The organism is Pseudomonas sp. TMP9, from assembly GCF_037943105.1.
In the GTDB taxonomy this organism is placed as follows: domain Bacteria; phylum Pseudomonadota; class Gammaproteobacteria; order Pseudomonadales; family Pseudomonadaceae; genus Aquipseudomonas.
This window is the reverse complement of sequence record NZ_CP149803.1, coordinates 1,428,691-1,441,452: the sequence shown is the minus strand read 5'-3', so window position 1 is coordinate 1,441,452 and position 12,762 is coordinate 1,428,691. Positions and strand designations below refer to the sequence as shown.

The 12,762-nt window shown below is 56.3% G+C and carries 14 protein-coding genes and 4 tRNA genes; 8 read left to right on the top strand and 10 right to left on the bottom strand.

Annotation, left to right across the window (positions count from 1 at the left end):
- Positions 1-74: 74 nt before the first annotated feature.
- The 4 genes from WF513_RS06855 to WF513_RS06840 all read right to left on the bottom strand — a co-directional run bounded on the left by WF513_RS06855 (position 75) and on the right by WF513_RS06840 (position 486).
- Positions 75-150 (bottom strand) — tRNA-Gly (locus tag WF513_RS06855).
- A 27-nt stretch (positions 151-177) separates the two neighbouring features.
- A tRNA-Glu gene (locus WF513_RS06850) sits at positions 178-253 on the bottom strand.
- A gap of 43 nt (positions 254-296) precedes the next feature.
- Positions 297-372, bottom strand: a tRNA-Gly gene (locus WF513_RS06845).
- A 38-nt stretch (positions 373-410) separates the two neighbouring features.
- Positions 411-486, bottom strand: a tRNA-Glu gene (locus tag WF513_RS06840).
- Between the two features lie 225 nt (positions 487-711).
- Here WF513_RS06840 and WF513_RS06835 point away from each other — a divergent pair.
- Both WF513_RS06835 and WF513_RS06830 read left to right on the top strand, forming a co-directional pair.
- Positions 712-1,482 (top strand): hypothetical protein, encoded by a 771-nt coding sequence (locus tag WF513_RS06835; RefSeq protein ID WP_339082680.1) that lies wholly within the window; start codon positions 712-714, stop codon positions 1,480-1,482.
- Between the two features lie 52 nt (positions 1,483-1,534).
- Positions 1,535-2,197: a glutathione S-transferase family protein gene (locus WF513_RS06830; RefSeq protein ID WP_339082678.1), complete on the top strand. Its 663-nt coding sequence runs from the start codon at positions 1,535-1,537 to the stop codon at positions 2,195-2,197.
- Between the two features lie 58 nt (positions 2,198-2,255).
- Here the strand turns inward: WF513_RS06830 and WF513_RS06825 are convergent, their stop codons facing one another.
- Both WF513_RS06825 and WF513_RS06820 read right to left on the bottom strand, forming a co-directional pair.
- Positions 2,256-2,738: a GAF domain-containing protein gene (locus WF513_RS06825; protein WP_339082676.1), complete on the bottom strand. Its 483-nt coding sequence runs from the start codon at positions 2,736-2,738 to the stop codon at positions 2,256-2,258.
- Complete coding sequence (locus WF513_RS06820; protein WP_339082674.1) at positions 2,731-3,624, bottom strand: ATP-binding protein; 894 nt, start codon at positions 3,622-3,624, stop codon at positions 2,731-2,733. The genes WF513_RS06825 and WF513_RS06820 overlap by 8 nt, the downstream gene beginning before the upstream one ends.
- Before the next feature lie 100 nt (positions 3,625-3,724).
- Between WF513_RS06820 and WF513_RS06815 the strand changes: the two genes are divergently transcribed.
- Positions 3,725-6,037 carry a response regulator gene (locus tag WF513_RS06815; protein WP_339082672.1) on the top strand — a complete coding sequence of 771 codons (2,313 nt, stop codon included), beginning with the start codon at positions 3,725-3,727 and terminating at the stop codon, positions 6,035-6,037.
- On the opposite strand, the gene WF513_RS06810 is transcribed toward WF513_RS06815, so the two are convergent.
- From WF513_RS06810 to msrB, 3 genes are all read right to left on the bottom strand, one after another.
- Positions 6,013-6,486 carry a MarR family transcriptional regulator gene (locus WF513_RS06810; protein ID WP_339082670.1) on the bottom strand — a complete coding sequence of 158 codons (474 nt, stop codon included), beginning with the start codon at positions 6,484-6,486 and terminating at the stop codon, positions 6,013-6,015. The two genes, WF513_RS06815 and WF513_RS06810, sit on opposite strands and share 25 nt — an antisense overlap.
- Positions 6,483-6,968: a glutathione peroxidase gene (locus WF513_RS06805; protein WP_339082668.1), complete on the bottom strand. Its 486-nt coding sequence runs from the start codon at positions 6,966-6,968 to the stop codon at positions 6,483-6,485. The genes WF513_RS06810 and WF513_RS06805 overlap by 4 nt, the downstream gene beginning before the upstream one ends.
- Positions 6,969-7,137: 169 nt before the next feature.
- A complete protein-coding gene (gene msrB / locus WF513_RS06800; RefSeq protein ID WP_339082667.1) occupies positions 7,138-7,539 on the bottom strand; it encodes a peptide-methionine (R)-S-oxide reductase MsrB in 402 nt (133 codons plus the stop codon).
- Positions 7,540-7,761: 222 nt separating this feature from the next.
- On the opposite strand from msrB, the gene WF513_RS06795 reads away from it, so the two are divergent.
- The 5 genes from WF513_RS06795 (at position 7,762) to WF513_RS06775 (ending at position 11,779) form a co-directional block, all read left to right on the top strand.
- Positions 7,762-8,973, top strand: coding sequence for a pyridoxal phosphate-dependent aminotransferase (locus WF513_RS06795; protein WP_339082665.1), 1,212 nt, complete (start codon positions 7,762-7,764; stop codon positions 8,971-8,973).
- Positions 8,974-8,984: 11 nt separating this feature from the next.
- Entirely contained in the window at positions 8,985-9,728 is a 744-nt protein-coding gene (locus tag WF513_RS06790; protein ID WP_339082664.1) for an SDR family NAD(P)-dependent oxidoreductase, read from the top strand.
- Complete coding sequence (locus WF513_RS06785) at positions 9,728-10,180, top strand: hypothetical protein (protein WP_339082663.1); 453 nt, start codon at positions 9,728-9,730, stop codon at positions 10,178-10,180. Before WF513_RS06790 ends, WF513_RS06785 begins: the two co-directional genes overlap by 1 nt.
- A gap of 147 nt (positions 10,181-10,327) precedes the next feature.
- Positions 10,328-11,200: a protease HtpX gene (gene htpX / locus WF513_RS06780; protein ID WP_339082662.1), complete on the top strand. Its 873-nt coding sequence runs from the start codon at positions 10,328-10,330 to the stop codon at positions 11,198-11,200.
- A 192-nt stretch (positions 11,201-11,392) separates the two neighbouring features.
- Entirely contained in the window at positions 11,393-11,779 is a 387-nt protein-coding gene (locus WF513_RS06775; protein WP_339082661.1) for a transcriptional regulator, read from the top strand.
- A gap of 71 nt (positions 11,780-11,850) precedes the next feature.
- Here the strand turns inward: WF513_RS06775 and WF513_RS06770 are convergent, their stop codons facing one another.
- Positions 11,851-12,507, bottom strand: coding sequence for a thiopurine S-methyltransferase (locus WF513_RS06770; RefSeq protein WP_339082659.1), 657 nt, complete (start codon positions 12,505-12,507; stop codon positions 11,851-11,853).
- Between the last annotated feature and the right edge of the window lie 255 nt (positions 12,508-12,762).

Genomic DNA, 12,762 nt, shown 5'->3' with positions numbered 1-12,762 from the left:
CTTTTTGACGGGCAAAATCCGCACAAAAAAAACGCCGCTCAGCGAGCGGCGTTTTTGCTGTTTTCTTTCAAATATGGAGCGGGAAACGAGACTCGAACTCGCGACCCCGACCTTGGCAAGGTCGTGCTCTACCAACTGAGCTATTCCCGCAATTACAGCCTGTAGCAACAACAAAAATGGCGTCCCCTAGGGGACTCGAACCCCTGTTACCGCCGTGAAAGGGCGGTGTCCTAGGCCACTAGACGAAGGGGACCTTGGAACTTGCTGGTGATTTGCCTGAGCAAATCATCCGAATATGGAGCGGGAAACGAGACTCGAACTCGCGACCCCGACCTTGGCAAGGTCGTGCTCTACCAACTGAGCTATTCCCGCATACAACTTGGTTTTTTGCAGCACACTTCATAAAAAAGTGGCGTCCCCTAGGGGACTCGAACCCCTGTTACCGCCGTGAAAGGGCGGTGTCCTAGGCCACTAGACGAAGGGGACGCAGCCCGGAAACTACAACTTCTATCCGGCTTCATCGCGTTTTGCCCTGAGGCATTGCGCTACGAAGTGGCGCGCATTCTATGGAGCCTTGAAAGGTCCGTCAACCTCCATGTTAAAAATTATATAAATCAACGACTTCAGCGGCGAATATGAGGCGGCTCTATCAGCCTAACAGCTAAGGCATTACACTCGGGCGAAAAACCGGTGATCGAGAGGCTCCACCCCATGTCCCCACTTGTGATTACCGTATTGATCGTGTCAGGCATCTTTATTTTGATCGCCATTGCCTACATCAATCATATGGTCGAGAGCAATAAACTGGAAAAATCGCGGATCAAGGCTGACTTAGGTGATCGCCTGCGCCGCTGCGAGACCCTGTCCGAAACACTGCCAGGCCAGCTGATGACACCGCCACTCAAACAGCTTTTGAGTCGCATGCAGTTGCACTTCGCTGAACGCATATTGCCTCTTGATAAAAGCAACAAAGCGTTGCGTACACGGGTCGAGGAATTACGTTTATTGCTGACCCAAGGCGATGCAATTACTGTCGAAAACACGCAACAGCCGATCCTCAATGAAGCCAAGGCCAAAGAGGTACGTTTTCAACTAGAAAGCTTGCACAGCCAACTGACTCGCTGCGCCAAAGACGGCATCCTCGCCACCAACGAGGCCAAGCGCTGGCTTAAAGAGGTGCACACCATGTTGACCCAAGTGCACATCGAGTTTTTCGGCAACCTTGGCACGCAGGCACTGCAACAGAACCAACCCGGGCAAGCACGCCTGGCTTTCGAGCGCGGCGTTCAGTATCTGCGTAAGCAACCTGATCCTGGCCAATACAAAAACACCTTGAAGAAATTCGAAACACAGCTCGCTCACGCCAATGCACTGGTATTAGAAACCAGCAAACCCAGCACGGATGCACCCAGTGAACTGGACGCAGGCTTGGAGTCTTTAGGGGGCGATGGCGAATGGAAGAAAAAGAACATCTACGACTAAACTCCGGCGACGCGCCGTTTGCGCCATAACGCCCTAACCATGAGAGCCACACATGAGCCTGACTGTTTACGGCGCCCCACTGTCGCCTTACGTACGTAAAGTCCGCTTGCTGCTGGCCGAGAAGGCCTTGGACTATAAGCTTGAAATCATCCTGCCGTTCGCCCAACCCGCTTGGTTCAGAGACCTCAATCCGCTTGAGCGCATTCCCGCCCTTAAAGACGGCGAATTGACACTCGCTGATTCCAGCGTGATCTGCCATTACCTCGACGAGAAGTACCCACAAAGCTCAAATCTGCTGGGTCGAACCCCGGAGCAGCGCGCACAGGTGCGCTGGCTGGAGAAATACGCAGACTATGAGCTGGCGCCCCTGTGCACGTTCACCGTGTTCCGTAATCGTGTACTCAAACCGAGCATGGGCAAACCCTGTGATGAGGCTACCGTGCAGAAAGCCCTGCATGAGCAACTACCGCCTCACTTCGACTACCTGGAAAAAATCCTTGGCCCGGCCGAATACCTGGTCGGCGACAGCCTGACCCTGGCCGACCTAGCGCTGGCGTGCCAGCTGGTCAATATGCAGCATGGCGGCGAGCAACTCGACGCTGAGCGCTGGCCTAACCTGAGCGCGCATTACACGCGTATCACAGCGCGTGACTCGGTACAGGGGCTGTTGCCGGGCGAACAGAAAATGCTGGCGAAAATGGCCACCAAGGCCTGAGCACTCAGCTGCCAACAGCACAGAGCCCGGTTTATCCGGGCTCTGTGCTATCAGTGCTTTAGCAATCGGTCAGTTCAACAAACACCTCGGCTAGGCGTTCAATACCAGCCTGATCCGCGACGCTAAAGCGCCCCAGCGACGGGCTGTCGAGGTCGAGCACGGCGAATAAGCGTCCATCTTTAAACAGTGGCACAACCAGCTCGCTGTTAGACGCGCTGTCGCAGGCGATATGCCCGGCAAATGCATGCACATCATCAACCCGCTGAGTTTTCCCGGTAGCCGCCGCCGCGCCGCACACACCGCGACCAAAGGGGATCCGCACGCAGGCCACATTGCCCTGAAAAGGTCCTAGCACCAGCTCATCGCCCTTTGCCAGGTAAAAGCCCGCCCAGTTCAGATCGCTGATTTGCTGGAACAAAAATGCAGAAAATTGCGCCGTGTTAGCAATAAAGTCGCGTTCATCCGCCAGCAGTGACTGCAGTTGCATCACTAAAAACGGATAGTCTTCATGCCCTTGTTCGCTTGGTTGTAATTCAATCATCAGTCTCACTCAGTAATTGCAGCCCTACCCAGTCGCGGGCAAATTGATACGCACAGCGGCCGTTGCGGTTACCGCGGCCCAAAGCCCAGCGAATAGCAGCCTTCTCAAGGGTTTCATTCCACTGCCAGGTCAAGCCTGCCTGCGCCGCGTGTACCTCAACCCAATGACGCACCACATCGAGGAAATGCTCTTGGGTAAAGGGGTAGAACGACAGCCATAAACCGAAGCGATCAGACAAGGCAATCTTGTCCTCTACCGCCTCATTGGGATGCAACTCGCCATCCACCCGTTGCCAGCTTTCGTTGTCACGTTGTTTTTCCGCCAGCAAGTACCGACGGTTGGACGTGGCGTACAGCAACACGTTATCCGACGCGCGCTCAAGAGAGCCGTCGAGCACGGTTTTCAGCATGCGGTAATCCCCCTCTCCAGCCTCGAACGAGAGGTCATCGCAGAACAACACAAAACGCTGCGGCAGGTCGCTCAGCTGCTCGACGATACGCGGTAGATCGGCCAGATGATCACGCTCAATCTCAATCAAGCGCAGCCCAGCCGCTGCATATTCAGCCAACAGCGCGCGCACCAGCGATGACTTGCCTGTACCGCGCGCCCCCCAGAGCAATGCGTGGTTGGCCGGCAAGCCGCGGAGAAACTGCTGAGTGTTAAGCGCCAACTGGCTTCGCTGCCGATCCACGCCGATCAGATCATCCAAACCTACATCTAGGCTGACCTTAAGGGGTGCCAGAAAGCCGCTGCGCCCGTCACGCTGCCAGCGCGCGGCCAGGCTCTGCTGCCAATCTATTGCCGGACGCAGGGCCGGCAGTAAGGGTTCAAGGCGGGCCAGCACGCCCTGCGCTTGCAACAAAAAATCACTTAAACGCGCATCCACACCACACTCCAAAAATCGTTCAGACGCACAGCCTCAGTCGAACTGTTAAGCGGATGGGCTATGCTTGGCAGGCAATTCAACACGAGAACGACCCGCCAATATGGATATAGCACTCACCCAACGTCTGTCATTTAAACAAGCCAGCCTGACCGTGTTGGTCGCTTTTATCCTCGGCACAGCACTGAGCGTGTTCCAAGTGGGCACTGATTATGCCAGCGAAGACGCCTCGATTGACCGCGAGATTAACGCGCTGATGGAAATCAGCCACAATCCGGCTGCACGCATCGCCTATAACATCGACGCTGAACTGGCCCAAGAGCTGGTGTTGGGCCTGCTACGCTCCCCCGCCGTAATCAGCGCGCAAATCATCGACAATAACCAGCTGAACTTGGCCAGCGTCAGCCGGCCAGCGATGCAAAGCCCCTACCGACTCCTCAGCGACTTCATCTTTGGCGAGCGTCGACACTTCGAGACAGCCCTGTTCGTCAGCCACTCGCCCGCTGAATCATTGGGCACGCTGAGCCTTGAAGTGGACACCTATGCGTTTGGCAGCCATTTTCTGCGTCGCTCGCTGCTGACCTTTGTCACCGGTTTCGCCCGCAGCTTGTTGCTCTCACTGATTTTGCTGGTGCTCTTTTACTTTATGCTGACCAAGCCGCTGACAGGCTTTATCCGCGCACTCAGTGAGCGCGACCTGCGCAACCCCAAGCATACCAACCTGCCTTACCCGCCCAAGCATGAGCGCGACGAGATCGGCGTGCTGGTCGATGTGACCAACCGCCAGTTGACCAGCATCGCCAGTGAGATTGAACAACGCCAAAACGCCGAAGAACGTTTAACCCGCTATTTGGCCGAGCTGGAAAATAGCGTTTCGGCGCGTACCGAACAACTGGAAACCGCCAACCGCAATCTGCTCGACGCTAACCGAGAACTGGAAGCGGCTAAACGGATTGCACTGGACATGGCCCAGGCCCGTTCAGCGTTCTTGGCCAATATGAGCCATGAGATTCGCACCCCACTCAATGGCCTGCTGGGAATGCTTGCGTTGTCCATGGACGGACCATTGGATAACGAACAACGCCAGCAACTTTCTATTGCTCACGACTCCGGCAAGGTCCTGGTCGACCTGCTCAACGACATCCTCGATTTGTCAAAATTTGAAGCCGGGCAGCTGGAGCTTGAGCACATACCCTTCGATATCGGCGCCTTGGTCGAGGAAACCGCCACCTTGCTTTCACAGAACGCTGCCCACGACGTTGAGCTGACCTGCTTGATCGACCCGCGGCTGCACAACCGGCGTCTCGGTGACCCCACTCGAGTCCGCCAAGTGGTCAGTAACCTGCTGTCTAACGCCTTAAAATTCACCCGCACCGGTCGTGTTGATATCTACGTTGCAGCACGAGCATGCGGGGTCCGAATCATTGTGCGCGACACTGGAATCGGCATCGCCGAAGACGCCCAGGTGAGGATTTTCCATCCCTTCTCACAGGCTGAGGTCGGTATTACTCGGCAATTTGGCGGCACCGGCTTGGGCTTAGCCCTAACGCGCCGTCTCTGCGAGGCCATGCATGGCACGCTCAGCCTAGATACCAAGGAGGGCATTGGCAGCAGCTTCTGCGTTGACCTGCCACTGCCCAGCCAAAGCAGCCCTGCGCAACCACCTCAGCTGCACGGGCGCATTATCGGCCTAAGCTCAGCCAGCTCAGGGCTCAGCGAACAACTGGCGAGCCTGTTGCCTAGCTGGGGCCTGCATTATCAGCACCTCAACGCTGATGCAGCCGTTGATACGCTTGAGGGCGATGTGCTGATTAGCGATTGCCCACAGCGCCTGCATGAGTTGCGCGCGCTTACCCGTTTACCCATTCTTCTGGTTAGCGCCTATGGCAATTTTCTTAGCCACGAGCAGGTGCAGCCTTTGGCGCCGATTGAACAACTGGCTCGGCCGCTGTCGCGTCAAGCGCTGCTACTGGCTGTGCGGCGCGCCCTCGGCCAAGTCGAGGCAGAAACCGCTACGCCACCCAGTGAGCCGCCGCGTAACCGGCAAGCCCGGGTGTTGCTGGTCGAAGACAATGCGGTCAATCAGTTAGTCGCCAAAGGGATGCTGGGCAAACTTGGCTGTGACGTTTTGCTGGCCAAGCACGGCGCAGAAGCCTTGAATCTTCTGGAAATACACGCGGTTGATTTGGTCCTGATGGATTGCAATATGCCGATCATGGATGGCTATGAAGCCACCCGCCGGATTCGTCAGAAACCCGAGTTTGCCGGCCTGCCCATCATTGCACTCACGGCCAACGCACTGTCCGATGAGCGCGAGCGTTGCCGCGTGGCGGGAATGGACGATTACTTGGCCAAACCCTTTCGCAAAAATGAGCTGGCGGCCCTGCTTAATCAGTGGCTGGACAAAACAAACTGATCCAGCAGCAACCCCACTTTGCGGCGCAGCGCGGCAACTGCATCCAGATCAACGCCGCGCTCGCACAGCAGCTGGCTTTTAAGCGGCAGCACCTGTTCTCGTAAAGCCCAGCCGAGCGGCGTTAACCCCAGATGCACCTCGCGCTCATCACTGACCGAGCGCTTGCGCTGCAGCAAGCCTTGCAGCTCCAAACGCTTTAGCAGCGGGGTAAGCGTGCCGGAATCCAGCAATAAACGCTCGCCCAGCGCCTTGACAGTCGGCAGCACGGGCGGCTGTTGTTGCCACTCCCACAGCACCAGCATGGCCAGGTACTGCGGGTAGGTCAGGCCTAGCTGATCAAGCATCGGCTTGTACGCACGAATCACCGCCCGTGAAGCCGCGTAGAGCTTGAAGCATAGCTGATTATCCAGCTGCAACCCCTCCTCTACGGGCAGGATTTCGGTGCTCATTTCAGTAACGCTTCAATCTCGGCAGTCATGTCTTCAGGCTTAGTGGTGGGGGCGAAACGCTTAATGACCTGACCATCAGCACTCAGCAGAAACTTGGTGAAATTCCACTTAATCCCCTGGCTGCCCAGCAAGCCCGGCGCGCTTTTCTTTAGGTTGACGAACAGCGGGTGGGCAGCGCCGCCATTCACATCCACTTTTTTGAACAATGGAAAGCTCACACCGAAATTAAGCTCGCAAAACTCAGAAATCGCGCCCTCATCGCCGGGCTCTTGCTTGCCGAACTGGTTGCAGGGAAAGCCCAACACAACCAAGCCTTGATCCTTGTATTGCTGCCAAACATTTTCCAAACCCTTGTACTGCGTGGTGAAACCGCACTTGCTGGCGGTGTTAACCACTAATACGGCTTTGCCGCCGAAATCAGCCAAGGTTTTTTGCTCGCCCTTGATGGTGGTAACGGGAATATCGAAAAGTGCGTTGCTCATGTGGATGATCCTAGTAAGTGGCGATGGGTACAAGATAGCGAACAATTAGATTGCGCACAATCTAATTGATTAAAATTAAGAGCTCTATTTTCACAGCCCCACCCTGCTGCTGGTTAAAATCTAGCTCCAAGCAACAGCAGGCAGAGTCTCAAACCGAAGCCTGCAAGCATTACGCCTCAGGTTTAGCCACCAACTGAAGCGATGCCGAATTGATGCAATAGCGCAGCCCGGTCGGCGCCGGCCCATCGGGGAATACATGGCCTAGGTGGGCATCACACGTGGCGCATTTGACTTCAATGCGATGCATGCCGTGCTGGTGATCATCCACGCTGCGGATGGCTTCATTGCTGACCGGCTGAAAGTAGCTCGGCCAGCCACTGCCGGAGTCGTATTTAGCCGCCGAATCAAACAAATCAGCTTGGCAGCACGCACAGTGATAAATACCTGAGGCTTTGCAGTCATTGTACTGGCCGGTAAACGCGCGCTCAGTGCCGCCCAAACGGCACACCTGGAACTGCTCATCGGAAAGCTCTTCACGCCAGGCTTCTAAGGGTTTTTCCAGCTTATTCATGGGTAAATCCTCATAAAAGAAATCGTCTGGAACGATTTTTAAGGTCACGCAGCGATGGCACACGGGGTTGTGGCCGTAGCCAGTAGGCTATAAAAAAGCCCGACCAGTCCCTTTGCCAACATCAGGCTGCCACGTATCATTCGGCCCCAGTCTGTCACCGGCGATACAACCTGCCAAGGCCGTAGCTGTCACGCGGCGTTTCCTTCTATTGGGATCACATTCATGCAGTTCAGCAAATCCAACAAGCTCGCCAACGTTTGCTATGACATCCGCGGGCCGGTGCTCAAGCACGCTAAACGCCTGGAAGAGGAAGGCCATCGCATCCTCAAGCTGAACATTGGCAACCCGGCACCGTTTGGTTTCGAGGCGCCGGAAGAAATTCTGCAGGACGTGATCCGCAATCTGCCCACAGCCCAAGGCTACAGCGACTCTAAAGGCCTGTTCAGCGCACGCAAGGCGGTGATGCAGTACTACCAGCAAAAGCAGGTTGAAGGCATTGGTATCGAAGATATCTACCTCGGCAACGGCGTCTCCGAGCTGATTGTCATGGCCATGCAGGCGCTGCTTAACAACGGCGATGAAGTGCTGATTCCAGCCCCGGATTACCCCTTATGGACGGCTGCGGTGGCGTTGTCAGGCGGTAAGCCCGTGCATTACCTGTGCGATGAGCAGGCCGGCTGGTTCCCCGATATCGCCGATATGAAGGCCAAGATCACCCCAAACACCAAAGCCTTGGTATTGATCAACCCTAATAACCCAACCGGCGCGGTGTATTCCAAAGAAGTGCTGATGGACATCGTCGAACTGGCGCGCCAGCACAACCTGGTGCTCTTCTCCGATGAAATCTACGACAAGATTCTCTACGACGGCGCCCAACATATTTGCACCGCCTCGCTGGCCCCAGATGTGTTGTGTTTGACCTTTAATGGCCTGTCCAAGTCCTATCGGGTGGCGGGTTTCCGCTCCGGCTGGGTGGCGATTTCCGGGCCCAAGCACCGCGCGCAGAGCTACATCGAAGGCATCGACATCCTCGCCAATATGCGCCTGTGTGCCAACGTACCGAGCCAACACGCGATCCAAACCGCACTGGGCGGCTACCAAAGCATCAATGACCTGGTGCTGCCGCAAGGCCGTCTTTTGGAGCAACGCAACCGTACCTGGGAGCTGCTCAACGACATCCCCGGTGTGAGCTGCGTCAAACCGATGGGTGCACTGTATGCCTTCCCCAAGATCGACCCAAAAATCTGCCCGATCCACAACGATGAAAAGTTTGTTCTCGACCTGCTACTTTCGGAAAAGCTCCTAGTCGTTCAAGGCACGGCCTTCAATTGGCCGTGGCCGGATCACTTCCGCGTGGTCACGCTGCCGCGGGTCGATGAACTGGACATGGCTATCGGTCGCATCGGCAACTTCCTCAAGACTTACCAACAGTAACGGAGAGCAGCATGAGCCGAGGCAAACGCTACCTACTGACCGGGGCCAGTTCCGGCATTGGTGCAGCCCTAGCCCGCGAATTGGCTGCCAAGGGTTACGACCTGGCGCTGGCGGCGCGGCGTGAGGACAGCCTGCACCTGCTGGCGGCTGAACTGCAGTCACGCTTCGGCAACCGCGTTGTTGTATTGCCACTGGATGTGACGGATTACGCCGCCTGCCAAGAGGCCGTGAACTTGGCGGCGAATGCCCTAGGCGGGTTGGATGGGATTATCGCCAATGCCGGCATCGCTCTGACCGGTAAAGCCGGTGGTGGCTACTTCGACCGCGCCAAACGCACAGTAGAAACGAATCTGATTGGCGCGATTGCCTGCCTGGATGCGGCTTGTGCACTGTTTCGTCAACAAGGCTACGGGCATCTGGTGGCGGTCGCCTCGGTCGCTGGCAAACGCGGCTTACCCCACACGGCCGCCTACTCGGCAAGTAAGGCCGGGCTGATCAGCTATATGGAAGCGACTCGCGCCGAATTGCTTGGCAAACACATCGACACCACCCTGCTGCTGCCGGGCTTTATCGACACGCCGCTGAACAGCGACATGCCCAGCCGGCCCTTCTTAATCAGCGTAGAACGTGGCGCGGCGTTGATCGCCCAGCACATCGAACAACGCACACCCAGCGCTTACGTACCGGGCTGGCCATGGGCCCTGTTGGGTCGCGTGCTGCCGTATCTTCCGACCGCAGTGATTGGCAAATTCTGATGGACCTGCAAATCGACGATTTCTACAAAGACGCCGCCGCCGGCATGCTAAGCCTTTACCACGCGTTCCCGAGCAAAGCGGCGTTGTATGTCGAAGACCTGATCGGCCGTGAAGAGCCCGATGAATTCGGCCTACCAACACCGCGCCACCAAAGCTGCCTGGGTGCGTTGTTGTGGTTAGCCGAAGAAGGTTATATCCGCTTTGACACAACCATCGGCTTCGACGCACTGGACCAAGCTGTACTCACGGAAAAAGGCTTTCTGCGCCTAACCCGTGGTGTGCCGCATGCTGTGCCAGATGGCGATGCATTGCCGCCAAGCATTCGCCGCGTGCACGCCACCCTCGCCTTTCAGTTACGGGAAGCGCTAGGCCAGCAGCACGGCGAACGCATCGCCCGCCTCACTCGCTTACTGTTCGAAAGCACCCTGAGCGGCGCAAACGACATAGTTTGAAATAGTCGTCAGGTTGAAGTGCAGGGGTGTGCGCCCTTATATAGCCGACATAACTAACAGCAGGCCGCTGTAAAACCTGGCGATGCAGCCAAACCGAGGTTTTACAGCGACCTATCAGCACGTTCCCGTGAGGAGTCTCAACAGATCATGATGCGCATTATGTTGTTCCTGGCCACCAACATCGCGGTGTTGATCATTGCCAGCATCACCCTGAAATTGCTTGGGGTGGACCGCTTCACCGGGCAGAACTACGGCAGCTTGCTGATTTTCTGCGCCGTATTTGGTTTTGCCGGGTCGCTGATCTCGCTGTTCCTGTCCAAGTGGATGGCGAAGATGAGCACCAAGACCGAAATCATCACTCAGCCGCGCACACGCCATGAGCAGTGGCTGATGCAGACTGTCGAAGAACTGTCCCGCGAAGCTGGCATCAAAATGCCAGAAGTGGGTATTTTCCCGGCCTATGAATCCAATGCGTTCGCCACCGGCTGGAATAAAAACGATGCCCTAGTGGCAGTAAGCCAAGGCCTGCTGGAGCGCTTCTCACCGGACGAAGTACGCGCTGTACTGGCCCACGAAATTGGTCACGTGGCCAATGGCGATATGGTCACTCTGGCGCTTATTCAAGGCGTGGTGAACACCTTCGTGATGTTCTTCGCACGGATCTTCGGCAACTTCGTCGACAAGGTCATCCTTAAAAACGAAGGCGGCCCGGGCATTGGCTATTTTGTGGCGACCATTTTTGCCGAGCTCGTACTGGGTATTCTGGCCAGCATTATCGTTATGTGGTTCTCGCGTAAGCGCGAGTTCAAGGCTGACGAAGCCGGTGCACGCCTCGCTGGCACTGGCGCGATGATCGCCGCCCTGCAGCGCCTGCGCGCCGAACAGGAAGTACCGGTGACGATGCCTAATAGCTTAATGGCCTTCGGCATCAATGGCGGCCTAAAGCATGGCTTGGCAGGTCTGTTAATGACCCACCCACCATTGGAGCAGCGGATTGAAGCCCTGCGCCAGCGCGGCTAAATCAGGCATGCGTCATAAAATGGCGACCCTTAGGTCGCCATTTTTTCGTCTCACTCCGCCCGTTTGTGCGGGCTTAATGCGCTTAAACCGAACTTTCTCACCCCTCCTGAATCGGAATTTAACAGGGCCCATCGTAACGGCTGGCCTGACCTCGGCCTTGCGCCGGGTTTAAAAATTCTGGGGGGCAATCATATGCACTACAACTGGGATCTAATCGAACGCTTGCTGCTTGAGGTGCAAAAGTCTGCTGATGAGCATTTTGCGCCGCGCCTCTATGCACAAGAATTAGCCGCCCACTCAGATCAAACCGGGCACCCTGTCAGTGATGTTGATGCACTTAAGGCGCAAGCCACACGCTACGAAGCACAGTTGCTGGAGGCTGGTTTTATCGCCCCACGCCCAGAAATTGAGGGCGGCAATGGTGAGAATTTTGTACTGACCCCGCGAGGCTTGCAGCTTTTGAGCATGATCGACAGCAGCCTTCCCGGTGAGCAACATCCGCGTCAAGTGCTTGAAAGCCATGGCTTGGCGGCGTTGACGCCAGAGGTGTTCGACACAATCACCGTCGAAGCGTTGTGACGATAAGCTGCCCAAGTGGATCGCTCAGTCACCACTAAAGCGGCTGAGCGATCCTGCTTTAGCTCATATCTTTATTGCCGTGTAAGCTGGTACACCCGCTCATCCAAACGGCTAAGGCCGCGTTTAAGAAACCGCCAGTTCTCGCCCAACACATCGGCGCTGGTCAGGCTTTGCAGTTGCCAAGCCGGTTTAAACAAGCGCTGCACTTCAGCATCAGCCACCGCGAAAGGCGGCCCCTGCATCTGCGTTTGGTCGTAATCCAAGGTTACCAATACGCCCTGGCAGCCGGCGGGCAGAATCTGCGACAAGTGCGCCACATAGCGCTCGCGCATTGCCTGCGGCAGTGCAATCAAAGCGGCGCGATCATACAACGCGCTGCACTGCGCCACGTGCTTGGACTCTAGGGCGAACAAATCCCCACAATAAATGGTCACGGCGCCCGCTCGATAAACCTGAAACGCACCCTCATGACTGACGTGCGCTTCAAGCCCATGCTCATTGAAGAAATCTTCGACGGCACGCTGCGCCAGCTCAACGCCAACCACTGCAAATCCCTGCCCGGCTAACCAGGCCAGATCCAAACTTTTGCCGCATAACGGCACCAACACCTGTGTACCCACCGGCAAGCCCAGCGTCGGCCAGTACTGTTGCAGATAGGGATTAACCTGGGGCAGATGAAAGCCAATTTCTCTGCGCGCCCAGCGCGTTTGCCAAAAGTCTGCGTGCATACCGCCTCCGGTTAATATCGAGCTTAATATCCTGCCTTAAACCAAGCGGAAAAGTCGCATAAAAGGCTATCTCTCGGCTAATCGATGATCGGCGCAAAGCTTTTTGCAGCCACCCGCGCACTGACAATTGGGCTTTATAAAAAGCAGCGCAAGCAAGCTCACGGCTAAAGATTTCAAACGTCGACCGTTAACCTCAACACCTCGCCGAGCAACAGCCATAAAAAACCCCGCACGGAGCGGGGTTCTTTATTCAGC

Excerpts from the sequence above, each read along its gene's own strand:
- WF513_RS06770 (WP_339082659.1), bottom strand. The coding sequence starts at position 12,507 with ATGCACGCAGACTTTTGGCAAACGCGCTGGGCGCGCAGAGAAATTGGC.
- WF513_RS06810 (WP_339082670.1), bottom strand. The coding sequence starts at position 6,486 with ATGAGCACCGAAATCCTGCCCGTAGAGGAGGGGTTGCAGCTGGATAAT.
- WF513_RS06775 (WP_339082661.1), top strand. The coding sequence starts at position 11,393 with ATGCACTACAACTGGGATCTAATCGAACGCTTGCTGCTTGAGGTGCAA.
- WF513_RS06825 (WP_339082676.1), bottom strand. The coding sequence starts at position 2,738 with ATGATTGAATTACAACCAAGCGAACAAGGGCATGAAGACTATCCGTTT.
- WF513_RS06830 (WP_339082678.1), top strand. The coding sequence starts at position 1,535 with ATGAGCCTGACTGTTTACGGCGCCCCACTGTCGCCTTACGTACGTAAA.
- WF513_RS06835 (WP_339082680.1), top strand. The coding sequence starts at position 712 with ATGTCCCCACTTGTGATTACCGTATTGATCGTGTCAGGCATCTTTATT.
- WF513_RS06795 (WP_339082665.1), top strand. The coding sequence starts at position 7,762 with ATGCAGTTCAGCAAATCCAACAAGCTCGCCAACGTTTGCTATGACATC.
- WF513_RS06815 (WP_339082672.1), top strand. The coding sequence starts at position 3,725 with ATGGATATAGCACTCACCCAACGTCTGTCATTTAAACAAGCCAGCCTG.
- WF513_RS06805 (WP_339082668.1), bottom strand. The coding sequence starts at position 6,968 with ATGAGCAACGCACTTTTCGATATTCCCGTTACCACCATCAAGGGCGAG.
- htpX (WP_339082662.1), top strand. The coding sequence starts at position 10,328 with ATGATGCGCATTATGTTGTTCCTGGCCACCAACATCGCGGTGTTGATC.
- msrB (WP_339082667.1), bottom strand. The coding sequence starts at position 7,539 with ATGAATAAGCTGGAAAAACCCTTAGAAGCCTGGCGTGAAGAGCTTTCC.
- WF513_RS06790 (WP_339082664.1), top strand. The coding sequence starts at position 8,985 with ATGAGCCGAGGCAAACGCTACCTACTGACCGGGGCCAGTTCCGGCATT.
- WF513_RS06785 (WP_339082663.1), top strand. The coding sequence starts at position 9,728 with ATGGACCTGCAAATCGACGATTTCTACAAAGACGCCGCCGCCGGCATG.